This window comes from Alteromonas sp. C1M14 (assembly GCF_018860965.1).
GTDB lineage: Bacteria > Pseudomonadota > Gammaproteobacteria > Enterobacterales > Alteromonadaceae > Alteromonas.
Genome location: NZ_JAHKQF010000004.1, coordinates 1 through 24,159, shown reverse-complemented (window position 1 = coordinate 24,159; position 24,159 = coordinate 1). Strand labels below are relative to the sequence as shown.

Here is a 24,159-nt window from a genome sequence, read left to right as displayed (position 1 = left end):
TGATGACAAGTGATTCTTTACCTACGGTTAAGCTTATCGCAATAGCCAAGGATGAAGCTGCATATTTACCTGATTGGATTTTCCATCATCTAATTGCTGGATTTTGTAGTATCGACATCTATGTTAATAACACTACAGATAACACCTGGGAAATAGCAAAAAAACTAGCAGAATTGAAAAACGTCAATTTCATCGATGCAGATGAGATGTTTTTAAAACACTTACCTAATCCCCAAGACGGTATTTATCGTGAAGCCATCGATAAGGCTGTCGTAGAGGAATATAGTCATGCAATGTTCCTCGATATTGACGAGTTTTGGGTAGATGTTGACGGTAAAACCATTTCTGAGCGTATAGAAGTATTTCCAACTAACGCAGTGGTTGGTTTTGGGTGGTTTGTGAAAACAAACGAGAAGCCATTTAGCCGTCCATTCGAAGATGGTATTGAAGGGTTTAACGGTGCTTGGGTTAAATCTTGCTTTCCGCTTTCTTTTGAGATCGATAGAGTGGACGTACATTCCGTAAAAATAAAGGATGCCCAGTACTTTTACGCAGATGGCGAAGAACGCTCGTTGCCATATTATGCCGGGGGAATCGAAGGGGCTGCTAGGTATACAGCAGTGCAACAGAAGCAACCGGTTAAATCTAGTTTCGTATTGCATCGAATGTTTCGTAGTCAACTAGAATATGTATCTTTACTTTCGAGACAAAACCCTAATGACTTGAACTCGAAAAACGTAAGTTTTAAGAACAACCGAAACGGCTATTTGAAAAAGTTTAAACAACAAACGAAAGTTATTTTAACTGATCAATATACAAAGAATTGGCAAGAAGAGTTTGATGCATTTAATAACAAATATAGCTTAGGGGACGAGAGAGAAAAAGCGATTCGTTTTATCAAACAGCGCTATTTGCAGGTTATTAATGCTATTAATTCTGCTTCCTACAAGGATGTTTTTATTCTCGATAATTTGCTAACCGGCGTGACTGACGAAGCAGTACTCGGCCCGTATAAAAAGCTTAAAAAGAAATTTTATAAACGAGCTTTAGTATATAGACAACGTACGAGACAACTTGAAGCTCTTGAAGTGCTAAAAACTATACAGTCCAAATTAGGGAGTTCGACTCAGGGCTTGAACTTGGAAGTTACTCGATTGGTGTCTAGGGCAGGTTTATTAAAAGATAAAATTTTATATATTCATAACCGTATTAGAGTAATCATGTTTCATCGCAAAGACGGTACATATGAGCCAATTTCTATGACGACAAAAGAACGTAGTGAAGTTATCAATTATGTGCTTAAAAATCTTTCTAAAGTAGAATCGTATAGTCCTTCAATAGCGTACGAATTGATGCTAATAATAAAAAAATTGCGTCCAGGTGGTATTTATATAAATAGAGCCATATGTACTTTAAAAAGAAGATTAGAAGAGAGTAATAATGATTGAATTAGTATTGCACCCAGGGCATTCCAAATGCGGTTCTACATCTGTGCAGCGAGCCTTATTACGTAACCGCAATGAGCTTGAAAAAAACGGTGTCTTCCTTCCTGATTCAAACATGAAGCTATCGTTTGAAGAAGGCTTCCGCAAGCAAGACGATACACCTCGTGCCTACTTTAAAAAAATACATGAAGCGTCTAATGATGATGAACTAGATCGTTTACTAAATGAGATGAGAATCCGTCTTGAACGCATCAGAGAACTTGCAGAAAAATTTAATGTAAAAAAGATAATTATTTCTGCGGAAAATTTAATTAATAAACTCAGTCTGAAAAATGGTTACTCTATTCACAATCTTTTAGCTGAATATTTCGAAAAATCTCGTGTTGTATATTGTATTAGACCAGAAGATGACTTTATTCAGTCATCATGGCAACAGTGGGATCATAAGTTAGGAAATTCATTTGAAGACTATTTATCCGACTGTTTAAATAAAGGTATGCCTAATTATTTTTTTGTAGCCAACTTTCTGGCTAAAATCTATGGTAAAAAAAATATTAGAGTTATCCCTATAAATATGCTTCATCGTTCAAATAGGAACCTAATACGGATGTTTTTCGTTGAATCAAGGGTGCCAGTGAGGAACCTTGACACTTCAAATGAAGTTTTCAATGAAACACTTAACCCTTATATCTGTAAGGTGGCATCTCAAGTCGAAGGGTTATACGAAAATGTGCATGATCAGTCTGTAAAAGATATACTTACTAAGTTTTTCAATGGTAATACATTATTAAACAAAAGTTCGTATACGTTCATTTGTCAAGAGCAGAGAAAAAAGATTCAAGACTTGTATTCACCGAGGACAGAGAAACTATTTAAAAAATTCATCAGTGATTTTCAGTTTGACGAATTTTATAAGAAAACTAGCGAAGATGAACTCGAACCTTCAGAAGCAATTCGGAAAGCATATGAAGAATTAATAGCGATGTTTATAACACAGATAGTTAAACAGTAAACACAAGATAAGGAACATAATTTCTGTGAGAGTTTTGTATATCCATCCAGGTTGGTCAAAAACTGGCACATCTGCTATTCAGAGCGCGTTATGTCAACACAGTACTAGTTTGCAGGAACAAGGTATTCTTTATCCTGAAAGTGTACGTTGGACAGACGGTTCCCATCACACCTTTGCTTGGGCTTTTTCTAAGCAGGATGCTGTTTATTCGAATGATTATACAGCTGCTGACGTTATCGAGATGGTTTACGAAGAAATGACACAAAAGGGATGTCATTCGTTATTACTTTCTTCTGAACTCTCACCGGTTTATCTCAATAACCCACGTTTTAAACAATGGTGTGACAAAACTTTTGATAAAGTGGAAGTTATTTTTACTGTTAGGCGCCAGTCTGAGTTAGTCGTTTCTCTGTATAACCAACTTATTAAAGATCCTAACGTTCGATATAAGGCTTCACTACATACGCTGATATTTAATAATCTCAATTGGTTAAACTTCAAAGAGTCTATCTTAAATTGGACTAAGTTTGTCGGCGACGAGAATATACGTGTACTACCTTTTTCAAGACAAATCGTATCGGAATTTCTAGAATTATTTAATATTAATGAGCAGTTACCGGAAGATAAGGCTACGGTCAATACTTCTATTCCAAATGCAGTGCTAGAGGTAGTAAAAACCTATAATTTAGATACAAAGAGTAATCAAGAATACCTTGAGAAGCGTGACCGAATTATTAATATATATAAAGAACAACAACCTCCGCTTAACCAAATGTTATTCTCGGTTTCAGAACAACAAGCATTAGATAAACATTTTAACCCTTCAAATCAATATATCGCTCAGCGCTTTATGCACAGGGACACATTATTTGACAATAAAGAGTACGAGCCTGTTAGGGGACTAGGATGGCCTTTAATAATGAAGCTACTTAAAGAGTCAGGTTTTTAATAGTGAAGCTAAATAAAGAGCGTATTCCACGTAGAATTATCCAATTTTGCCACGATAAAACATCGCTACCAAATGAGCTGCGCAATGCTGCGAATAATACGCGACGAAGCCAATGGTTTTATGACTATCGATTTTTTGACGACGAAAGCGTGGTTGCTTTTATACGACAGCACTACTGCACTGACACACTAAATTTATACCAAAATAACCATATCGCCGCATCCAGATGTGATATGGCTAGATTACTAATACTATATAAATTAGGAGGTTTCTACGTTGATTTATCAATGGAAATTAAATCTAGTCTTAGTCTATTTCGAAAGAATGATTTAGTGTTATTACAGCGGGATGATATGGCTGTGAAGGCTAATCGCGATCCTGCGGATGCGCATTGTACTAACAGCATAATTGGTGTTCCTCCTGAAAGTGCTTACATCGAAAAATGTTTGATGTTAATGCGTCAAAGATTAAGGTCGAGAAAATACAACTTTGATGTCATTCAAGCTACAGGGCCTGGCATCTTAAATACTGTTTTATCTGAATTTTCTAATATACAGGTATGCAAAGTGCCCTTCTCTCAAGCCAGGGAATCGTTATTTAACTATGTTCGTATACAGAAATTTTCCAACACTTGGACTGAACAACAAAAATTTGGAATTTACAGAGACTAGTTTTGATGGCAATTGAAGTGATTGGGTTTGCATAAATGAAACGAATAGACACTAACTCCTTGTAGCCTCTGGAGGGTTCTTGAATAATAAAGTTCTATTGGCAGCCATCGCTAAGGATGAGGCGGCCTATTTGCCAGATTGGATTTTTCATCATAAATACTTTGGTTTCGATGAAATTGCCATCTATGTGAATAACACTTCAGACCCAACAAGTGAATTGAAGTCGGCGCTCAAAACACTTCCCGGAGTAACTTTTCATAAAGGTGATTGGTACTTTTCTCGCTTCTACAATGCACCACAAATTGCGATATATCGTAAAGTGATAGCGATGGCGAGAAAGAAGGGCTTCACACATATTTTATTCCTAGATATTGATGAGTTCTGGACACCGTTAGATTTTACTACGTCTATAAAGGACTATATAGAATCTTATAAGGCTGACGTCGTTTCGTTTGAATGGTTGATGAAAAATGATGAAGTTAGCCCATTTAGTGCGCCATTTGGTGGGAAAAACCAATGTGAACGAGCCCGTCATGTTAAGTCCCTTTTTCGAACCGATTTAACTATTACAGATATTAACCCGCATAATGTTACGGCCGTAAATGCTGATTATCGATTAGCTGACGGCAGCCCTTGGCCGAGTTTGTTTGATTCGAATTTCCGTGTGCCAAAAATACGAGAAATGCATTCCATTCCCCACTATTTTATTTTACATCGTTTTTGCAGAAGCCAAATTGAATATATTTCGTTGCTCGGACGAGGACGGCCAACTAAAACTGGTTCAATTTTTAAGGACAACCGCAACGGTTATCCGGCTAAATCGGGACCACTAGAGTTTACTATTAGTGACAATTCTCTTTCAGCTTACCTGAACGAGCGTAGCCAATTTTATAATCAGTATAAGCTTGAAAAGATAATCTCTAATGCAAAGGCGTTTATATTGAATCGATATCAAACTGTACTAGCAACAGTAGAATCAGCACCTTTTCGAGAAGCGCCTGTTTTAGCCAAAGTGCTAAGAGACGTAACTGATAGCGGCATACTTAACGCTTACAAAAAGTTTTGCCAAACTTATGGAATACCACTTGGGACGCAAAGCGAGAAAGCAGAACTGTCCAGCGAAGATTTTTTAGTATTAAGAAAAGCTGCGTTTGTGCTGGCTGAAGGTAACCCTCAACTAGCGTTGTCGTTGTTAATGATATTGAAGAAAACAAAGCCTGAAGGCAAAGTGATTAATAGTAAAATTAAAGAACTCAAGCGTAGGCTGAACATAAGGTAAGCCATGATTAAATTTTTTCACAAGCGAAAGTTGCAAGATGAGTATGTATGGTTTTCACACCACATACCAAAAACTGCAGGCACATCACTTCGTATTGCCTACGAAAAGGCGTTAGGAAAACGTAAAGTATATAAGTTGTATAAGCCTTTTGAAGTGAAACAGGCAGAAAGCGGCGACCTTAGTATGCTGCCGAAGAATATAAAGATTGTACATGGGCATTTTAAACCTAGAGAGTGTCATGAGATAGCAAATACAGTGATTAAGCGTGCTGTGTGGTTGAGAGACCCAGTTCAACGAGCCTGGTCTCTTATGCGGCATATCATCTCTGTTCAAAAACACACCAACGAATATAAATTGTTGAAAGAGGTATTCGGCGAGCGATTAAATTCACCGGATGAAACAATTTTTCATTTTTTTCTGACTAACGAGAAACTAAAACATTTAAGGAAGCCTTACAGGAGCTATTTTTCACAATTTTCTCTATCAGGTTTCGATTTCGTGGGCGTTACAGAGAATTTTGCAGAGGATCTTGAAAGGTTATCTCAACTCATGAATATGAGACTTGGCTATCAGGAAAGTAACGTTCGGGTAAATTCTAAGAAGATAGACACAGCACAATTCAAACCGTTCTTAAAAGAAGAATACGCAGTAGTAAAAAAGTACATTCCATACTAATTCAGAGGGAAAGGGCAGGACTATACGAACGATCGAATTCGCTGAAATAGGAAGCTTCTACACGGATACTAAAATAATAGCGCTTGAGGCCCAAATTTTTCCGTATAAAGTGAGATGTCCTCTCGATAGAGTTCGCGTACAGTTTCGATCAATTCATCGTTGTACATGGCTTTGTGACTAGGGCATTGTCCATTACGTTTCATTACGGATATGTCAAAGCCACATGTATTTGCAAAACAATTATTATCTATAATTTCAAATCCGTCTGAGCCATGATTGGTAAGCGGCCTTGCATCATGGACTGTAAATCCAATTTTTTCGCGTAGTGTGTCAATTGCCTCAGGGAAGTTTTCAAGACAAAAGTAGTCTGAATACTCCTGATAAAGTAAAAAGTCGACTTGTTTCCGCCAATGAATATTCGCGGTAAGAAGCCAACCTTTTTTTAATGACAGCACAAAGTCTTTAAATGTAAGGTTGTCTAATTCCACCTGGCGCCCTAACATCTGCCGGTACTGCCAAGCTTCCGGTTCTTTGGCTACAAACTTATCAAGGAATACTGATGATAAGCGTCGAAAGGGGCATCTTAGTATGGTGAAGGTATAGTCAGCTTTTATCGCTTCGCCAAGTGTGGCATTAAAGGTACCATTGTTGCTGTGAATCCAATGCCCCTGTTCTATTCCTTCGATACATCCATTTTCAATAGCTACACTTAGCCTAAGCGTAGAGCATCCATTTTTAGGAATAAAAGTGTAGAGCGCATTTTTGTTATAAATCATCATGCTATGATTCATAGCAAAATTATGTATAGGGTTTTGCCGTAAATTATTTAGGCTGTTCTGCGCGTTTTTTAAAAAATTATTTTTTTTCATAAATGTTCTTATTAAAATTGAGACAGAAGTGTGCGTTGATAATTATTATGAAACCATTTTAAATTAATATTGATTTCTGTAATTTAAAATCCGGGAAAAACCTACCATTTTCTCGTGCTATTAATACAATTTTAGAGGATGATTTAAAAACTCTTTGTATTCATCGGGAATTCCACAAAATATAACATCTTCTTTTGGTATAACTGAATAATTAATTGTTAAACCATTTTCTATTAATATATTATACATAGGCGCAATGTAATATTCCTGAGCGTCTACCTCTTCCAAGTCTAACTTTGAAAACTTTAAAAATGCATCTTTAAAATATTTTGATTTCGAAAAATAATAAAGGCCAGTACAGCAGAATTCTGAAATTTCTTTTTTTTCAGCAGTATATTTAACAGTCCTTTCGTTCGATGATAACGGAACAATATTACTCCAGTTTTTACCGGAACCTACAAATGTCTCTAGGTATCCATCAGATTTTTTAAAATCGAACTCTGAGGGAAATTGGTAACCTGGCCTAAAGGTATCGATATTAAAAATTAATATGGATTCATCGTCTGAAACATTAGCTAAGGATAGCCCTAAATTAACTGTCTCAGCTTGACCGCGGGTAGGCTTTTCTAGAAATACTGTTTGATAATTTTCTATTCCTAACTTTAAACATTCTTCTTGAATAAAAGATCTAGAATCATTCAAATCTAAAGCAATGAACAAAAAACTTTCTGACTTGAAATAAGCTTTGAAGCTATTTAACGAATGATAAAACAACGTATTTCCATGAGCCTCGAGCATATACTTAGGTTTCAAAAATCCAGCTTTTTTAAATCGGGTAGACAAGCCCGCCATGGGTATAACAATCATTTATCAAATCCTAGTAATTTTTCGAATAAGCGGATAGCATTGGCTATAAACGCTTTTTGTCGATCTGGCCGATCTGAATGTAGTGGTAACATTGACAAAAATAGATGAATAGTTATAGCTAGTATTTCTTTTTCAGAATACCCGCATTTATTTAGTAGTTCAGTTCTGAAAGCTTCTTGAATTACTGAGTCAACTTCTAGTTCTTTTGCAAAAGAGATTGATAAAGAATCATTACTTTCTTCGAGTGTGTAATAACCTGCAATGATGAAATCGTATAGACCAATTACAGAATGGTACAGCTTGGCTATATCATAGCGCCTATCGCCATATATGCTACGCTTTCCATTAGGTAGAACTCCGCGCGGATCAATGCATCTTATAGATTCATTTTTACTGTCGAAGAGCAAGTTACTAAAACAAAAGTCGCCATGACAAACACTGATTTCTTTATCTGTAGTTTCTCTAATATATTCAGCGCTATATTCCGCTATCTCTGCTAAATTGACAACGCAGCCACAAGTTAACTTGAAGCGACGTGCAGTGTAACCTTCACGTTCACAGTCTTCTACCTTGTAATCAGCTAACCTATCTATAGTTTTTTCTAAGTACATAGAGTCAAAGACAGAAACGTCCAGTTCTCCCTCCTTCGGCGTCCAGCGTTTAAAGTCAGATATTGTAGACTCTATTGAGTTAAAAACTGTTTTCCACTGCCTTTCAGGTAGTTTTCCAAAGACATAGAGATCACTTAAGGGTAAAAGATATAAATATTCTAACCGATAGATTGAGAATCCAGTGGTGCCATTCTCTTTCTCGAGTGATAAAAGGTGAGGCGTATGAATACGTAACTCATACGGCAAGCTATCGAACCAGCATCCCTCAGCGTATATTTTTTCTGACTTCGATTTGGAGTACTTTTCTACATACCGCTTCGTAATGCTAAGCTCATTAAATGCTCGTTGAGTAGTCATCGCTGTTCTGGAAGCAAAAAAACTATTTACATGCCCGAAATCTAACCATTTCCCTGCACGAAAGATTTCGAATCTATATGCTTTGTCATACTCATAAAGAGCTCTAAGAAAGTTACCGGACTGCTCTACTAATGATTTCATAAAGTAAAGAGGCTCGCTAAACCCAAAAAATCCCGATACAACGACATCATTGTCTGAAGACAATTTATTATGAATGTCGTTAGAATCGCCTTCTCCAGCGTTCCAAATCGCTCTTTGATAAACGCCCTTATTAGGATGAGTCGAAATAGCGTTTTTGTTTGGTAACAATGTTTCTACAAATAAAGTGTCACCATGAAGAATTTTTAGATTTTTATAGTGTTTAGCAGTAGCATTCCAGCAATAAAGTATTGAGTTTCCCAGAGTCAATTCTTCCGCCACGCGTAGAAGCTTTATTTCTAGGGTTTTTAACGCCGCCAGATCATAATCTGTTAGCGCAAAGCTATCAGGGATTGAAAGATAGATATCTTCACCAGGAAAGCTATTTTTAACTAAAGATATTTGGTATTCGTAAAGTCGCTTGTTACCTATTGGGAGAAGACTAGGCGGTAGCGCTCCGACTTCAGAGACCAGTTCTCCCTGCACAAAGGCTCCAGAAGTAATCAAAATCATTTGTTGCCACTATCTCGATTAGGGTTTTCATTGGCAAGGAGTATTTTAATCTCTTCGTAAGTCATTGACGCAAACTCAGAGGGTCTTATAGCCTTGTCATCGACGTAAAAGCCATCTAATCCACACCATGGTTTACCTACGACAACTTCGTCATAGGGCACCTGGTTGTCGTCTAACCAACGAATAATACCAGGTAACGTGTGAATGTTAATCTCTCCAACATTTCCTTTGTAAGTTCGCATATTTCTGGCAGTAAATATCACGATCCTAAATCCCTGATTCTTATACTCTCTTAGTGCATCTAATACTGCGGTATTGATAGGCTTATTCGGATAGGAGGCTTCTGAATCTACCGTAAGTGTACCATCGAGGTCTATAACTATATTTTTCATATAAATATTTTACATCTCTATTGTCGTTAAGCGGTTTTTAAGCTAGGACAAATTCTATGAGCCACGGAGATTATTGTTAACGATAGATTTTCGTCTCGTGAAGCAATAGAAAGCCCCTTATTGTAAAGCCTTTTACCTACGTGATGTTTTACTACGCAATTCTCATCCAATTCTAATAACCTATCAAAATCCCCATTTTCTATGATTCTTATAATAATTGATGAATAAATGGTTTGCTTTACTTTTAGACTTTGTAATAACATCTCGGTGTTATCTTTACAGATATTGTTAAACTTACTAGAAATTTGATCGCGAATCTCAGAAAAACTGTATAATTCGAGAGAAATTAAATAGTTACAAAACCTCTCTCGAATATGGACATTAAAACCACGATTACCCCGCTCAAAACTATCGAAACGTATAGTCGATAAGTAGGAACCCAAGAAACAATTAAAGGCCCTCTCGACTTCACCCATTTGTTCGTATAAATCAGCCATTCTCATCATGACTATATTTTGAAGATCTTGATCATCACAGGACAACTTTGTCGATTTCTTTTTAATACCTTCACTGGCTAGTTTAAGAGCAGAATCTAACATTTTATTCCTGCCTGAAATTGCATCCAGGCCAATAGGATTATCTCTATATAAAAAATCAAATTTAATAAACTTGAGAGGGCGCTCTACTATTTTTTGAGATTTCAAAAATTCATTTAGTTCTAGATGTATTCCACGCCAGATTTCTTTCGAAATTGATTTTGAAAAAAGAGAACAGTAAGTGTCCATAACATCTTGATCGCCATAGGCTATGATATCGTTTGTAAATTTTTTTTCCGCGTCAGGATGAGGTACATAAACCGTCGCTTCCTCAGTAAGATCTATTTCGTCATTTAAAAGAGTGAATTGAGCGTCAGGTCGTGTAACGATAACTAAATCGAACTCTTCAGAGTTATCCATACAGTACTTTTTTAATAACTCATTACATCGCCAACGTTTATACAGCATTTTAATTGAATTCTTATCGCCTCGTTCATATGGAAACTCTAACAGCATTGAACTAGACTCTATGTCTATAATACTGTCCGGAAACCAAGTATTTAAACTTTCTTCAATAAATTTGTCTTCTTTCGGCTTAATGCTTTCCAATACGTGTGGGAGGTGATCCCAGAAAGTGGAACTATAAAAATATGGAGGAAAAATATTGATCGCTTCATCAGAGAAAATCCGTTTCATTTGGCCCAAAGCAATAGCTCCATCTACTTTGTTTCCAATATTACTCCATAAACTAAATACAACCTTGACCTGATGTTTAACTTCCAACACCGATATGATATTTCTTAGGCTATCTAAGCAATTCAAACTGCCCCTAAGTTGTCCGCTTATGCAAAAACAAATTTTCATCTAGACCGGCCGTAATTTAATTTTTGAGACAATGTCGTATCAAGTTCATCAATATTAATTAAGACGTTACGACGATTATATTTTCCGGGATTATGTTTCCAACTTTGGTAGTCAGGAACTTCATACTCTTCATCTCTTGCCAAGATAAAACGATAATTTAGATTGGAAGCTATTGAGATTTTGTAAAAAGCAGGTGTAGCGCACAAAGCTGGTAATATTTCTATAACATTAGTATCTGACTTACAAAACATTACATTTGTCAGGCCGGCCCCATGTACTCCGATAACAAGTTCGGCGCAACTAAATAATTCTATTTGCTCTAATAAACTAAGACTTTCTAATTTCACTTTTTCTATTTTGTATTTATCCAACAAATCATTTAATTGGACAATATTTACAATATTTCTAGAATTTGCTCCTGACCGATCTATAAAAAATTTTCTAGGAATTTTATTGTCGATATTTTGGCCTAAACCCCTAGTAATACGAGCTTTAAGTTTATTAAAATGGCTGTCCAAATTTTGAGCGGGATGTATAAAGCTATATGTAGATGAGGAACTACAGATTAACTCTTTTATTTTTAGAGTGACATATCCTTTTTGCGTAATATCTAATATGTTTAACGCGAGTAGTTTTTTTATCTGATCAATGTAACTATTATTGTGATAGAGAATATATCCATCAGTTTTTATAACTTCTTCGATTTGAAAAATACGTGAAAGCTTGTCAGTTAAAAGGTGGCAAACATTAAAATTAGAGAATTTATCCTCTATAAATCCAATAGATTTATCTACCTTTTGAACTTCATCTAAAATAAAAGGTGATTCTCCATGGGAACAGCGATCTAGGTATTCTTTATTTTCGTTAAAAATGTAAAATTTATAACTATATTTCTTAGTGAAATCGAAACTGATATATGCATTAGGTATTTTTAAAATATTTAATTCTTTATTCTTTCCAGACGCTCTTGATATAGCGTAATGAATATTTTCTTCGTCAAGTGTAGGTAGGATTAAATCGTTTGGTTTTTCGATAGTTTTCGATATATAATTTTTAACTGGTATAGATGTAAATTTTTCAGAGAGATATTTAAGTTCCTCAACCGAATGACCTAAAATTTTATGTATTAAATCTAGGTTCTTATCAAACTTTTGTAATTTAATATTTTTTCTAGGGAACGGTTTTAACGGCGTAAACGGGGTGCCAAGAAATTCTGATAGCCTTATCCATTTTTCTTCATCAGGTAAACCAACATCAAGCATCAATAAATTTGCATCTTTTTTGTTAGAAAAGAATTTTTTTACACGGCGATCAAATTTATTGTAAGCATCTTCCCAACTACTAGCATTGGCGTACAAATTTCGATGGATAACCGCCCAAAGAGGAATGTTGATGATTTTATTTGGCGTAGATTTAGTTCTAAATACTAGCTCTTTAAATCCTTGGAATCCGTTTGACCATTCAAAGTGATTCTCTAAAGATTTAGCCCAACTGCTAACTTCACGGGTAGTATAAATAAAGTAAGCATCTGGGTATGCGTAATAGAGTGTTTCAAATATAAATGAAACAGGAGTATCGCTAACGAATTGAAAATGCTCTATTTCTTCCCAATCTAATATCGGCTTTCCATTTGGTCCATTCCAATGAGCTCCTGAAAGCGAATATTCTCTCAACGCTGTTGATAACGAGTTCGTGCCAGTACGACTCAACCCGATCACAAATACTTTTTTCTTGATTTCTTGCGGAATAGCTAAACCGCGTTCATTTAATAAATTTGTGAGTCCAAGATTATTTCTATACGTAAATGAACCAGTTTGCAGTACTTTATTGCTTAAGTCACAGAGCCCGAGATCGCCAAGTTTCTTAGCTAAATTCATATACTCATTTGGCTTAAGAATATTATTTTTAAGTTCGTGCTCAATTTTTTCTAGAAAATCCATATGATTCTTTACTATAGTAGGTTAGCGTGTATTAGTTCTTTATTCTCATCGTAATTTTTGAAAAATTCCTCGACAAGTTCTGGAACTGTATAGAAACCCCTGTGACAATATTTGCCGCGCTCGTCTTTTTTTAAGCCTCTGCAATTAGTAACAGGGTCATTCTCCAGTTTGAAACCGATAATTTGTGCCGCGTATGGGTTTACAGGAAGATAGAATTGATTCAGTGGCTCTGGTACATCTGTGACAGTAAATGATGTCTTACGCTTTCTACTGAATAGAACAGCTAGTTTTTCAACCACTTCAATTAGCATTTCTAAGCAAGGGTGGTTAAATGTGTAAAACAACCTTTTTATACTCAATTTTTCTCTTAATATATCAGTAACTTCAATATCTAAATCATCCTCTCGATTTGAGAGTTCTGATAAAGACTGTTTCGGTATTAAGGAATATTTGGCTAGCCACATATCTTCATCATATAGGTGCTCAATAGTATGGGTAACGCTATTCCCATGAGCCCAAGAATTAAAAATTAATTCGTTGTGATAATCACCCATTGGGCCAGTTAAGGTGCCTTGGCCTGGAATCCGATAATATCTTAACTCTGGGTTGTACCCCCGATAAAAAAGATTGGGAATTTCTATAATCTTATGGCTATATTTTTTGCGAAGTGTAGCAGTTTGAATAAACTGGCAAGGATAATTGTCTGCAATTTTTTGAGTTATAATAAAATCAGCACTATCAAAGTGTTTTTCATATTCTTCAGCTTGATCATCTTTAAGTAAGTGCACAATAGCAGTAGTTACTACTTTCACATTATCAAGGGCATTTTCTAATAGAAATGCAATTGGCCTTGCTTGACAGTTTGCTACTACAGCTACCTTAAGCATTATTAAACCTTTCCTTCACTAACTTATATAGTTCAAAGTCATTCTGATTGGCGTTTAATATTCGATTATAGAAGTCATCACCTAATTTTCCTTTTACCATTTCTACTTTTTCATCAATAGAAAGTTTTGAATCTTGTGAAACATTCTGTTTCACTGCCTGAATGGAGATACCTTTGAATCCGAACTTAATCAAGAGACTTTCTAATAATTCAAGAGATTTTTCGTAGTTTTCTACTAATCCCACGAAAGGTAGTTCATCCAACGCCTTTAAAGAGGAAATATGTTCGTCTTCAGTCTTCAAATTTGTTGTTGCAAAACGGTGAGCATGAAAATTACGACACTGTCTATCATGTGGGAGTGATAGCCTGGTCTCAATATAACCCTTAAGGTCTGTGTTTCTGGCTAATACAGAACCAAAAGTGTCTACTGTTTGCTTCTTTTCGAAAGAATAGGCGGATGCAATTCTATCGAGAGGATGCCTGACAAAAATAACAGGAAAAACTTCTATATCTTCAAATTTAGGAACTGGTAGCAGTGCAGTATGTGAAGAAAAGCAAACTGCTTTTGGATTGTTTAATATCCATTCTTTTACTTGTTTTTGGTTCAATGCAGGGTTCATAGGAAATTCTTTCGTTACCCACTGACCTTCTTCACTAAAATTTTCTTTAAAAGCGGCGTCCAAAGAAGTTCCTGCGTTTTTAAACAGATGGTAGTGTAAAATGACCTTTCTCAAATTGTTATCCTTCTAGTGAGTCGTGAACAAGCCTACAGAAGCAAATATTTCTTTGAAAGCTGCTTTTCCACCTTCAAAAGAAAAGTTTGATTTAACCAGAGTCAGTTCATTTTCTGCAAACTTGTTCCATAGCTTTTTATCATCGTAAAGCTTAATGATTGCATCTACCCACTCATCCGTCTTTTGAGGTATCAGCGTACTAATGCCGTGGGTTAATCCTGTGCCCTCGGCCGCAATTTCTGAAAGTACACCGGGTAACTGGTAGGCCATAGATTCAAGAACCTTACCTTTAATGCCTGCTCCGGATAACAAAGGTGCTACAAATACGCGGTGGTTATGGAACACATCATCTAAGTGTTCAGCAAATCCTACCATTTTGATATTGTTGCACTCTAACTCTTTCATAACCGCTGGCATATTGCTGCCGTATACATAAAGTGTTATATCAGGCCTTTTTTTAGCAAGGGCTGGCATTATTTTATCTGCTAAAAACTCTACACACTCCACATTTGGTCTATGATTAAAACCGCCTAGAAATACTATACCATTGCGCTTTTCAAAGCTTGGTCCTGCTTGTTTATCTTCTAGAACCCATGGGGTGATATGAAGTTTTTCTGCGTCGAGTATGAAGCTGGTGATCACGGCCTGTTCTGTACTGTTATACGTTAAAATGGCATCTACGCTATTACACACACGTAGTTCTCGTTCTCGAGTTTTAACTGCCGCAGCTAATTTATCTTCATCTTTACCATTTTGCAGCGCTGCGCGTATCTCTCTTAAAAAATGCAGGTCGGCATTATTGAAAACTACCTTTTTCCCTTTTTCTTTAATTTTTGTTAAATAAGCTTCGGCAACATAATAACGGGTAATATACACCGCATCCATTTCATCTAAACGTCGCTCTAATACATCATCCATAGACGTATAAAACGGTGCATACAGTACTTCTACACCTAATTTTTGTAGTGTTGTGGTGTACTTACCAAAATGGGCTAAATTCTCGGGAACAAAGGTTACCTTAAACCCTAGGGAAAGCATTAACTTCATTTCTTGAATAGCGGCGTAGCTACCAGCATCCTTATCCGACTGAGGGCTAGCATAATCTAAAACCAATATACGCTGATCGATATTGCGGTCTTTTTCTATTTTGAGGTTTTCAAGGCTAGCTGTACCGTTATGTTTGAATGCTTTAAACCACTTGTTTCGGAAGGTTTTCTCATTTATAACTTGATAGCGCTTTAACCCTTTCGTAACATCTCGGCCGTGGCTTTGTCCCTCAAAATGCACTACTTGTGAGGTTGGTACATAAATAGTTTTGTATCCAGCGTCACGCACTTTAAACGCCAAATCTGTATCTTCATAGTAGCAAGGGATCAACTCTTCGCTGAACATGCCAACTTCTTCCCAAACCGTTTTGGAAATACACATCGCGGCCCCTGAAACGTAATCAACTTCACGGGCATAATTAAATTCTGGTTGCAGAGGGTTAGCATCTCTACCCACGTTCCAAGGTTGACCATTCTCCCAAACTATACCGCCAGCCTCTTGCATACTGCCGTCTAAATTAAGCAATTTAGAACCTGTTAAACCGATAGAATTATCCGACTTATGCTTTTCTATTAGCTCATCAATCCAAAAAGACGAAACTTCAGTGTCGTTGTTCAGAAAAATAATGAACTTACCATTAGCTTTTTTAGTTGCTCTGTTGCAGCTTCTTAAAAATCGTAAGTTTTCAGGGTTTCTTGATATAACCAAGTTTTCGATTATTTTTTCTGCTCTAGCTGTTTCATCCGTAGAGCAATCGTCTGCTAAAATCACTTCATAGCTGCATTGATTGTAAGCAAGAAGTATTGAGGCAATACAGTGGTAAGTCAGTTCAAATTTATTATATGCGGGTACTATTATTGATACTTCAGGCTTATCAAATTTGGGAAGGCTAAACTCAGGGAAGCTAGATCTTCCTTCATACCCCTCCACAACTACCGCATGTGCCGTCATTACCGATTTCATATCGCTAGAAGAGGTGCCTTTTACAATGGATTCTAGCTGGTAATGTAGAGATTCATATCTGGAGTCAGCTTGGCGAGGTAAACTCATAAAACCAGGCTTTTTGTGGCTTTCTTTTAAATACATCCATGGAGTTACAATTGGCTTTAGGGTAAAAAATCCGCCGCCTAACTTTTGTTCAAAGCCCTTTATTGATATTTCGAGTAAGTGGCACTGATTGTCTAAAACATGAGCCGGAAGCCACACATGTTCCTGAATGTACTTAGCTTGGGTGTTAATTGTATGCTGACAAATTTCTTTACCATCACAGGATATAGCTACAGTTTTTTCGTGAATGGGCGCGTTAGATGCTATAGCAAAAAAGAACTGGTTATCTCTTACTCCTTGGGCTTCTGCCCAACACGAAGGGGAAATAATGCCAACGTTATATCCATTCGTTTCAATTATAGCGTCGGTGGATTGCTCTCGAAGCTCAATGTTTGCATTGTTCACCAGCATGGAAGTATCAACATCTATTTCAAAGCCATGGAAGCCAGAATGAATGTCTGCTTCCTTGAGATCCTGCCTGAATATATCGGCTTTACCCACACCCATTAACTGGTTATTGCAATAAATGGCGATAGAAATGCTTTCTTCAGAATTCAAATTAGCAGCCCACCCACACACGATCCCAGCGTTGAGTACATCTATACAGCCAACTAATTTCATACTTTTTGCGTCCATTGAAATGCCTTTTCATTCGAAATTGTGAGGTAAGACAAGCAGTAAAGCACAAAGATCTGTGTGTGGTGTTACTTTACTTTAATTATTATATAAATAATCTACTTACGAAAAAGCATTGTGTAAGTTTGCACTATTCAGGTCAAGAATAAGGTTTGATTATTTAATTACTCTTGATAACGCGCTACCATACCGACATAAAATCTAGGAGCAGACAAATGCGCAAAGGAATAATACTAGCGGGTGGCTCAGGAACCCGTTTGCATCCGCTGACAAAAGTAGTCAGCAAGCAACTGATGCCGGTTTATGACAAACCGATGATTTACTATCCTCTTGCAACCCTGATGATGTCAGGTATCAAAGATATTCTTATCATCACTACCCCTCAAGAACAGCAGCGCTTTATTGACTTAATTGGCGATGGTTCTAGTTTAGGTATTAACGTGCAATACGCGGCGCAACCGTCTCCCGATGGCCTTGCACAAGCCTTTATTATTGGCGAGCAATTCATTGGCAACGATGCCTGTACCCTTATTTTGGGCGATAACATTTATTATGGTCACGACTTACGTCAGTCTTTAACTAATGCTTATGCGCAAGAGCAGGGCGCTACCGTATTTGGTTATCACGTTACCGACCCCGAACGTTATGGCGTGGTAGATTTTGATGAAAACTGGAAGGCGTTATCGATAGAAGAAAAGCCTAAAGTGGCTAAATCGAATTATGCTGTTACCGGTTTGTATTATTACGATAATCGGGTTGTCGATTTTGCGAAAGAAGTAAAGCCTTCTCCTCGTGGCGAGCTTGAAATCACAGATCTAAATACAATGTATTTAGAAGAAGGCTCGCTAAAAGTAGAGCTAATGGGTCGAGGCTCGGCTTGGCTCGACACCGGTACATTAGATAGCCTGCTTGATGCCGCTAACTTTGTGGCCGCCATAGAAAAACGCCAAGGCTTAAAGATATGTTGCCCTGAAGAAGTGGCTTATCGAATGGGTTATATTGATGCTCAGCAACTAGAAAAGCTTGCTGCGCCCCTAGTTAAAAGCGGTTATGGCACGTATCTATTAAAAGTCATCAACGATCGCATAAGGTAGTATCTTCGTACTTTAAAGTGGAAAGCCATCGTTGGCTTTCCCACGCTACTCAATATATTGTCGTATCTAATAATTTGGAATAGTAATTTCATGCAAGTTATTCAAACTGACATCCCTGATGTTAAAGTTATAGAGCCACGTGTCTTCGGTGACGAACGTGGTTTTTTTATGGAAACCTTCCGCACCGATTGGTTTAAGAAAGAATGTGCAGACGTTGAATTTGTGCAAGACAACCATTCGAAATCTAAGCAGGGCATTTTGCGTGGGCTGCACTATCAGCTTGAACACACCCAAGGTAAGTTGGTACGTGTGGTAAGTGGTGAAGTATTCGATGTTGCGGTAGATATGCGCAAAAGTTCTCCCACCTTTGGTAAATGGGTAGGTGTGCTGTTAAATGCTGAAAATAAGCGTCAGCTTTGGGTACCAGCTGGGTTTGCACACGGTTTTTACGTTACCAGTGAGTCGGCCGAATTTGTGTATAAATGCACAGATTACTATCATCCAGAATCTGAAGTTAGTATTAAGTACGACGATCCCACCATTGGCATTAAATGGCCGCTAGTGAATGGGCAAGCGCCTGCGTTATCAGCCAAAGATGCTGACGGATTGGCGTTTTCAGACGCCCCAACGTTCTAAGGATTATCATGAACATGGTGGTAATTGGCAAATCAGGCCAACTGTCTTTCGAACTTCAGCAACTACTTGGCGATCATGTTTCATGCTTTGGTCGCGACGACATTGATATTACGGATCTTAACGCGCTAACAAAAACCTTGGATGCTGTTAAGCCCGATGCCATTATTAACGCATCAGCTTATACCGCGGTAGATAAAGCCGAAACCGACGAGCAGGCTGCAGCATTAATTAATACTCAGGGTGTGGCCAATTTGGCTTCGTACTGTAAACAAGCCGGCGTGTTTTTAGTGCATGTGTCTACCGACTATGTGTTCAACGGTAGCAAAGGGTCTCCATATACGGTGGATGATGCTATTGAACCCCAGGGCGTTTATGGCAAAACCAAGGCCGAGGGTGAAAAGGCGCTGCTTCAAACGTTACCAGAGGCCAGTTGTCTTATCCGCACTGCGTGGGTGTATTCCTCTCACGGCAATAATTTTGTTAAAACTATGCTGCGCTTAATGGCCGAAAAACCTCAGCTTGGGGTAATTGACGACCAAGTGGGCACACCAACGTGGGCAAAAGGGTTGGCACAAGCCTGTGTGTACGCAGCACAGAATAAAACCCACGGGGTATATCACTGGACAGACGAAGGCGTTTGTAGTTGGTATGACTTTGCCTTAGCTATTCAAGAGTTAGGCATAGAAAAGGGACTATTGGAAAATGCCGTTCCGGTAATGCCCATTCCTTCGTCCCAATATCCTACGCCGGCAAAGCGTCCCCATTATAGCGTGTTAGATAAAACCCTAACGCGAGACACTTTTTCTTCTATTCATCCTACCCATTGGCGCAAGCAATTGTCGGCGATGATGGATGAGCTGAAAGCTTAATACAGAGTTAATAATGATGAGCAAAACAATATTAGTCACAGGTGGGGCAGGGTTTATTGGCTCAGCCGTGGTACGACACCTTATCAACGACACCGATCATGCTGTGATTAATGTCGACAAGCTAACCTACGCAGGGAACTTAGAATCCCTTGCGCCAGTTTCTAATAGCGAGCGCTACCATTTTGAAAAAGTGGATATATGCGATGCTGATGAAATAAAACGTGTGCTTACCACCTGGCAGCCAGATATTATTATGCACTTGGCGGCAGAGTCTCATGTGGATCGCTCCATTGATGGCCCAGGCGAGTTTATTCAAACCAATGTGGTAGGTACTTACACATTGCTAGAGCAAGCACGGGCTTATTGGTCGTCGTTAGACGGTGATAAAAAAGCAGGCTTTAAGTTTCACCACATTTCCACTGATGAAGTGTATGGCGATTTGCCTCATCCAGATGATGTGGCGCCAGGTACAGAGCTGCCGTTATTCACCGAAACAACGCCTTATGCACCTAGCTCGCCGTATTCGGCGAGTAAAGCCAGTTCAGACCAACTTGTGCGGTCATGGTTGCGTACTTATAAACTGCCTACGTTAGTAACGAATTGCTCAAATAATTATGGGCCTTATCACTTCCCCGAAAAACTTATTCCATTAGTCATACTTAATGCGTTGGCCGGTAAGCCTTTGCCTGTTTATGGTAAAGGGAATCAAATTCGTGACTGGTTGTATGTGGAAGATCACGCCCGGGCGTTAGTGTTAGTTGCCCTACAAGGCGAAATAGGTGAAACCTATAACATTGGTGGGCACAACGAAAAGCAGAATATCGACGTTGTTAAAACCATTTGTACCATTTTAGATGACGTTAAACCAAAAGACGCTCCTTACGAAGAACAAATTACCTATGTTCAAGATCGCCCTGGTCATGACATGCGTTATGCCATCGATGCTTCAAAAATACAGCGCGAGTTAGGGTGGGCACCGCAAGAGACGTTTGAAAGCGGTATTCGTAAAACCGTAGAGTGGTATTTAAATAATGAAACATGGTGGAAGGCAGTGCTTGACGGTAGTTATCAAGGCGAGCGTTTAGGCACAGGAAGTTAAATCCCGCCGTTAAACCGTGTTACACTTTTAAGGCCGCTATTACAGCGGCCTTTTTGTTGAATAGTTGAGGAATATCTCGCGGTATGAAGAAGATTGCTATGCTAACGGTGAAAGGGGCCATAGGCCTGTTGCCACTCACCATCAAAAATAAACTCAAAAGTAATCACAAGCTCACCGAGTTTTATAGTAAATCTTTACAGCGTTCGGGCCTGTTCTACGGCTTTCCCAGCAAAAAAAAGCGGATGGCCATGTATGGTAAATATCAACAACAACAAAACCAAACGGTCACTGCATTAGCAAGTGGTTATACAACTCCTGATGCCTTGCAAGTGATTATTGTGGGTAACAGTGGTGTGGAAGTCACCCTTGGTGCATTGTCGCGCTTACGGTTGTCATCTTTAAAGGTCATTGTTGTAGGCGAAAGCGGCCCTCGCACCGATGTGCTGCAGGCAAGCCGGCTTAGTGGCGCCATCGATCGTTTAGACAAGGGCGCTCCGGTTTTATTGCTCAACGCTGGTGATACATTACACCAACATGCCTTAAAGTTACTATTTCATGCACTAAGCACGCATTCCCTCGTGTATTGCGATACCGATATGCGGGACAAACAAGGAAAGCTCAGCTCTCCTCATTTTTTACCCGATTGGAACCCAGAACTGTTTTATTCTACCGCCTATATAGATACAGGCGTGTTAGTAACAGCAGCAGCCTTACAACAGGTGCGGTATACAGATGTACAAAGTATTGCTGGTCTGGTGGCTGAACTGGCCTTTATAAGCCCTGCAATTTCCATGGGGCATGTACCTTATACCGTGGTGCATCGGTCTTCAAAATCTGCCCATATAAAAGTCGGCTTAAATGATGTGTCGAAGGTGCTAACAGATCAAACGCCGGCGGCGTTGGCCTATAATGAAGCCTTACAGGTAAATCACGTGCAATGGCCGGTAACAAAGAACCCTCTGGTGTCGCTAATTATTCCTACCAAAAATGGCAAAGACTTAGTTAAAGCCTGTATCGATTCCATTCTTACTAAAACCACGTATAAACATTACGAAATTTTGCTTATTGATAATGGCTCTGACGAACCCGACAGCTTAGCGTATTTTGAATCATTAAAGCAGATAGCGAACATTCGTGTGTTGTCCTATCCCGGGCCGTTCAATTATTCGGCGATCAACAACTTTGGCGTTCAGCACGCTAAAGGAGACGTGGTGGGGTTGGTAAACAACGACATTGAGGTCATTAAACCCGATTGGCTAACCTTTATGGTCGGTCATGCCATACGGGAAGATATTGGCTGCGTAGGGGCGAAGCTTATTTATTCGGATGGCCGCATTCAGCATGGTGGCGTGGTATTAGGTTACGGTGGTGGCGCAGGTCACGCACATAAGTATTTCCCTCGCTATCATCCAGGGTACATGAAGCGTTTAATAGCCACCCAGAATTACAGTGCAGTTACTGCTGCCTGCTTGCTGGTGAAGAAGTCGCTATTTAACGCAGTAGGGGGCTTAAATGAAAAAGACCTTACGGTGGCGTTTAACGATGTGGATTTTTGTCTTCGGATAAAAGAGGCTGGTGTTAGAAATGTGTATTGTGCCGAAGCGGAACTTTATCATCATGAATCGGTAAGCCGAGGGCTGGATATTGCTCCTGAAAAAGCGGCGCGGTTTCAACGAGAGCTGACATACCTACAAACGAAGTGGGCAGACGTTATAGCCCATGATCCGGCTTATAGTCCGAATTTAACGCTAAAACGAGAAAACTTTTCAATTAAAGAATACACAGAGTAACTTTAAAGGAATTAACGTTACTCTGTGTAAGATGTGCAAGTATGAAAGCTAGTTATTCAGAACTTGTGCAATTTCTGTTTCGTTTAAACCCGCAGTTTCACCATACTCCGTTAGCTTAGCATCTGAAACGCCATAGCTTTGCGCGGTTTGCAAAATACGCATTGTTTGTTCTTTCTCGGCTGACGTCTCTTTTAGCGCGGTAGTCACAACTTCTTCAGATTGGCCGGGAAACACTGCTAATAAGGCATCAACAACATATTCGCCAACATAGGGTACAGCGTGTAACGCTGTAGACATGATCTGCACAAGTTTATTAGGGTGTTCCTGCGACAGGGTTTGTACAATGCGATCCGCCGAGTCAGGCTCAGTTTGCACGGCAACACGCACAATATCATTTAGTTCGTCTGGTGTTGCATTAGCGGCGGCCTGAACAACAAAGTCGACATAGCTCGGTTCGGCTTGAATGGCTAGCTGAACAATCGACGGACAACTACCTACTTCTTTTTCGATAGCCATTCTTACAATATCTTCGGTTGAGGCGGGTTGTGCAGAAATAGCAGCGAAGATGATTTCGCGGTATTTATCTGGATAGGTATCTAACGCAACATCCACAATAGAGACGACGTCTTGAGGGTAATGACTGGCAATCGATCGTATAGCACGACCAATTGACATGTTTTGATCGACCTGGCGTTTTAAAAACTGTACCTGGTACTCATCAGTTTTTTGCGGTTCGTTGTTCGTTGTAGCTAAACACATAGTAGGGAAACACATTGCTACTACGAAAAAGCGTAAGCAAATTATCGGAGACATACTCCACCCTCTGTTGGTTATTTATCCATTTAGGATTTTATTATTGTTCTTATATATGAACAATTGTATACACAATTAGTTCAAGTTGTTTGTTTTTTGACTTGTTTGTTTGCAAAGTGAGCATTCAAACAATAAAACACGATTTTTTCAACTTTCCCTGTTGACCGTTCCTTAGAATTCCCTATAATGCGCACCACTTCGACGGAGAACGTCAAACGGGACACGGAGGAGTTGTTATAGCAGATAACGTAAGTGATTGTTATAACAGTTTTCAAGAAAGCAGCTTAAGAAATTAAATTTCAAAAAGATGTTGACACTGAAAACAAACCGCGTAGAATGCGCGTCCCGCTTCAGGGTAAACCGCTGAAGCCGCTAACGAAAGTTAGCAAA

21 protein-coding genes are annotated in these 24,159 nt (G+C 38.6%); 11 read left to right on the top strand and 10 right to left on the bottom strand.

Translation table 11 applies throughout. The features are described 5' to 3' along the window. Nucleotides 1-2 precede the first annotated feature (2 nt). The 6 genes from KO501_RS03240 (at nt 3) to KO501_RS03215 (ending at nt 6,031) form a co-directional block, all read left to right on the top strand. Entirely contained in the window at nt 3-1,448 is a 1,446-nt protein-coding gene (locus KO501_RS03240; RefSeq protein ID WP_216028224.1) for a glycosyltransferase family 2 protein, read from the top strand. Beyond that, nucleotides 1,441-2,457, top strand: coding sequence for a hypothetical protein (locus tag KO501_RS03235; protein WP_216028223.1), 1,017 nt, complete (start codon nt 1,441-1,443; stop codon nt 2,455-2,457). The genes KO501_RS03240 and KO501_RS03235 overlap by 8 nt, the downstream gene beginning before the upstream one ends. 25 nt (nt 2,458-2,482) lie before the next feature. Beyond that, entirely contained in the window at nt 2,483-3,406 is a 924-nt protein-coding gene (locus KO501_RS03230; RefSeq protein WP_216028222.1) for a hypothetical protein, read from the top strand. Nucleotides 3,407-3,408: 2 nt separating this feature from the next. Further along, on the top strand, nt 3,409-4,077 hold the full coding sequence (locus tag KO501_RS03225; RefSeq protein WP_216028221.1) for a glycosyltransferase: 669 nt from the start codon (nt 3,409-3,411) through the stop codon (nt 4,075-4,077). 79 nt (nt 4,078-4,156) lie between these two features. Then, nucleotides 4,157-5,356 carry a glycosyltransferase family 2 protein gene (locus KO501_RS03220; RefSeq protein WP_216028220.1) on the top strand — a complete coding sequence of 400 codons (1,200 nt, stop codon included), beginning with the start codon at nt 4,157-4,159 and terminating at the stop codon, nt 5,354-5,356. Nucleotides 5,357-5,359: 3 nt separating this feature from the next. Continuing rightward, nucleotides 5,360-6,031 (top strand): sulfotransferase family 2 domain-containing protein, encoded by a 672-nt coding sequence (locus KO501_RS03215; protein WP_216028219.1) that lies wholly within the window; start codon nt 5,360-5,362, stop codon nt 6,029-6,031. A 68-nt stretch (nt 6,032-6,099) separates the two neighbouring features. Here the strand turns inward: KO501_RS03215 and KO501_RS03210 are convergent, their stop codons facing one another. The 9 genes from KO501_RS03210 to KO501_RS03170 all read right to left on the bottom strand — a co-directional run bounded on the left by KO501_RS03210 (nt 6,100) and on the right by KO501_RS03170 (nt 17,468). Then, nucleotides 6,100-6,900 (bottom strand): sulfotransferase family 2 domain-containing protein, encoded by an 801-nt coding sequence (locus KO501_RS03210; protein WP_216028218.1) that lies wholly within the window; start codon nt 6,898-6,900, stop codon nt 6,100-6,102. A gap of 120 nt (nt 6,901-7,020) precedes the next feature. Further along, complete coding sequence (locus KO501_RS03205; RefSeq protein WP_216028217.1) at nt 7,021-7,767, bottom strand: capsular biosynthesis protein; 747 nt, start codon at nt 7,765-7,767, stop codon at nt 7,021-7,023. Beyond that, on the bottom strand, nt 7,764-9,386 hold the full coding sequence (locus KO501_RS03200; protein WP_216028216.1) for an aminoglycoside phosphotransferase family protein: 1,623 nt from the start codon (nt 9,384-9,386) through the stop codon (nt 7,764-7,766). The genes KO501_RS03205 and KO501_RS03200 overlap by 4 nt, the downstream gene beginning before the upstream one ends. Further along, nucleotides 9,383-9,778 (bottom strand): HAD hydrolase family protein, encoded by a 396-nt coding sequence (locus KO501_RS03195; RefSeq protein WP_216028215.1) that lies wholly within the window; start codon nt 9,776-9,778, stop codon nt 9,383-9,385. Before KO501_RS03195 ends, KO501_RS03200 begins: the two co-directional genes overlap by 4 nt. A 26-nt stretch (nt 9,779-9,804) precedes the next feature. Beyond that, nucleotides 9,805-11,100: a hypothetical protein gene (locus tag KO501_RS03190; protein WP_216028214.1), complete on the bottom strand. Its 1,296-nt coding sequence runs from the start codon at nt 11,098-11,100 to the stop codon at nt 9,805-9,807. A 74-nt stretch (nt 11,101-11,174) separates the two neighbouring features. Further along, the gene (locus KO501_RS03185; RefSeq protein ID WP_216028213.1) at nt 11,175-13,118 is read right to left on the bottom strand and encodes a sulfotransferase; all 1,944 of its coding nucleotides are present in this window, start codon (nt 13,116-13,118) and stop codon (nt 11,175-11,177) included. A gap of 11 nt (nt 13,119-13,129) precedes the next feature. Continuing rightward, nucleotides 13,130-14,005 carry a WcbI family polysaccharide biosynthesis putative acetyltransferase gene (locus KO501_RS03180; RefSeq protein ID WP_216028212.1) on the bottom strand — a complete coding sequence of 292 codons (876 nt, stop codon included), beginning with the start codon at nt 14,003-14,005 and terminating at the stop codon, nt 13,130-13,132. Continuing rightward, nucleotides 13,998-14,738, bottom strand: coding sequence for a sulfotransferase family 2 domain-containing protein (locus KO501_RS03175; RefSeq protein WP_216028211.1), 741 nt, complete (start codon nt 14,736-14,738; stop codon nt 13,998-14,000). Before KO501_RS03175 ends, KO501_RS03180 begins: the two co-directional genes overlap by 8 nt. Nucleotides 14,739-14,750: 12 nt before the next feature. Next, the gene (locus KO501_RS03170) at nt 14,751-17,468 is read right to left on the bottom strand and encodes a glycosyltransferase (protein ID WP_252728126.1); all 2,718 of its coding nucleotides are present in this window, start codon (nt 17,466-17,468) and stop codon (nt 14,751-14,753) included. Between the two features lie 215 nt (nt 17,469-17,683). Between KO501_RS03170 and rfbA the strand changes: the two genes are divergently transcribed. The 5 genes from rfbA (at nt 17,684) to KO501_RS03145 (ending at nt 22,956) form a co-directional block, all read left to right on the top strand. Then, nucleotides 17,684-18,562 carry a glucose-1-phosphate thymidylyltransferase RfbA gene (gene rfbA / locus KO501_RS03165; RefSeq protein ID WP_216028210.1) on the top strand — a complete coding sequence of 293 codons (879 nt, stop codon included), beginning with the start codon at nt 17,684-17,686 and terminating at the stop codon, nt 18,560-18,562. A 90-nt stretch (nt 18,563-18,652) separates the two neighbouring features. Then, nucleotides 18,653-19,198: a dTDP-4-dehydrorhamnose 3,5-epimerase gene (gene rfbC, locus KO501_RS03160; RefSeq protein ID WP_216028209.1), complete on the top strand. Its 546-nt coding sequence runs from the start codon at nt 18,653-18,655 to the stop codon at nt 19,196-19,198. A gap of 8 nt (nt 19,199-19,206) precedes the next feature. Further along, complete coding sequence (gene rfbD / locus KO501_RS03155) at nt 19,207-20,067, top strand: dTDP-4-dehydrorhamnose reductase (protein ID WP_216028208.1); 861 nt, start codon at nt 19,207-19,209, stop codon at nt 20,065-20,067. A gap of 16 nt (nt 20,068-20,083) precedes the next feature. Next, entirely contained in the window at nt 20,084-21,166 is a 1,083-nt protein-coding gene (gene rfbB / locus KO501_RS03150) for a dTDP-glucose 4,6-dehydratase (protein ID WP_216028318.1), read from the top strand. A gap of 83 nt (nt 21,167-21,249) precedes the next feature. Continuing rightward, nucleotides 21,250-22,956: a glycosyltransferase family 2 protein gene (locus KO501_RS03145; RefSeq protein ID WP_216028207.1), complete on the top strand. Its 1,707-nt coding sequence runs from the start codon at nt 21,250-21,252 to the stop codon at nt 22,954-22,956. A gap of 48 nt (nt 22,957-23,004) precedes the next feature. On the opposite strand, the gene KO501_RS03140 is transcribed toward KO501_RS03145, so the two are convergent. Then, the gene (locus KO501_RS03140) at nt 23,005-23,715 is read right to left on the bottom strand and encodes a hypothetical protein (RefSeq protein WP_252728125.1); all 711 of its coding nucleotides are present in this window, start codon (nt 23,713-23,715) and stop codon (nt 23,005-23,007) included. Nucleotides 23,716-24,159 lie beyond the last annotated feature (444 nt).

What these genes read in the sequence shown, in the direction of transcription:
- KO501_RS03145 (WP_216028207.1), top strand. Translation starts at nt 21,250, where the DNA reads ATGAAGAAGATTGCTATGCTAACGGTGAAAGGGGCCATAGGCCTGTTG.
- KO501_RS03170 (WP_252728126.1), bottom strand. Translation starts at nt 17,468, where the DNA reads ATGGACGCAAAAAGTATGAAATTAGTTGGCTGTATAGATGTACTCAAC.
- rfbD (WP_216028208.1), top strand. Translation starts at nt 19,207, where the DNA reads ATGAACATGGTGGTAATTGGCAAATCAGGCCAACTGTCTTTCGAACTT.
- rfbC (WP_216028209.1), top strand. Translation starts at nt 18,653, where the DNA reads ATGCAAGTTATTCAAACTGACATCCCTGATGTTAAAGTTATAGAGCCA.
- KO501_RS03180 (WP_216028212.1), bottom strand. Translation starts at nt 14,005, where the DNA reads ATGCTTAAGGTAGCTGTAGTAGCAAACTGTCAAGCAAGGCCAATTGCA.
- KO501_RS03185 (WP_216028213.1), bottom strand. Translation starts at nt 13,118, where the DNA reads ATGGATTTTCTAGAAAAAATTGAGCACGAACTTAAAAATAATATTCTT.
- KO501_RS03205 (WP_216028217.1), bottom strand. Translation starts at nt 7,767, where the DNA reads ATGATTGTTATACCCATGGCGGGCTTGTCTACCCGATTTAAAAAAGCT.
- rfbB (WP_216028318.1), top strand. Translation starts at nt 20,084, where the DNA reads ATGAGCAAAACAATATTAGTCACAGGTGGGGCAGGGTTTATTGGCTCA.
- rfbA (WP_216028210.1), top strand. Translation starts at nt 17,684, where the DNA reads ATGCGCAAAGGAATAATACTAGCGGGTGGCTCAGGAACCCGTTTGCAT.
- KO501_RS03200 (WP_216028216.1), bottom strand. Translation starts at nt 9,386, where the DNA reads ATGATTTTGATTACTTCTGGAGCCTTTGTGCAGGGAGAACTGGTCTCT.
- KO501_RS03195 (WP_216028215.1), bottom strand. Translation starts at nt 9,778, where the DNA reads ATGAAAAATATAGTTATAGACCTCGATGGTACACTTACGGTAGATTCA.
- KO501_RS03140 (WP_252728125.1), bottom strand. Translation starts at nt 23,715, where the DNA reads ATGTGTTTAGCTACAACGAACAACGAACCGCAAAAAACTGATGAGTAC.
- KO501_RS03235 (WP_216028223.1), top strand. Translation starts at nt 1,441, where the DNA reads ATGATTGAATTAGTATTGCACCCAGGGCATTCCAAATGCGGTTCTACA.
- KO501_RS03240 (WP_216028224.1), top strand. Translation starts at nt 3, where the DNA reads ATGACAAGTGATTCTTTACCTACGGTTAAGCTTATCGCAATAGCCAAG.
- KO501_RS03215 (WP_216028219.1), top strand. Translation starts at nt 5,360, where the DNA reads ATGATTAAATTTTTTCACAAGCGAAAGTTGCAAGATGAGTATGTATGG.
- KO501_RS03210 (WP_216028218.1), bottom strand. Translation starts at nt 6,900, where the DNA reads ATGAAAAAAAATAATTTTTTAAAAAACGCGCAGAACAGCCTAAATAAT.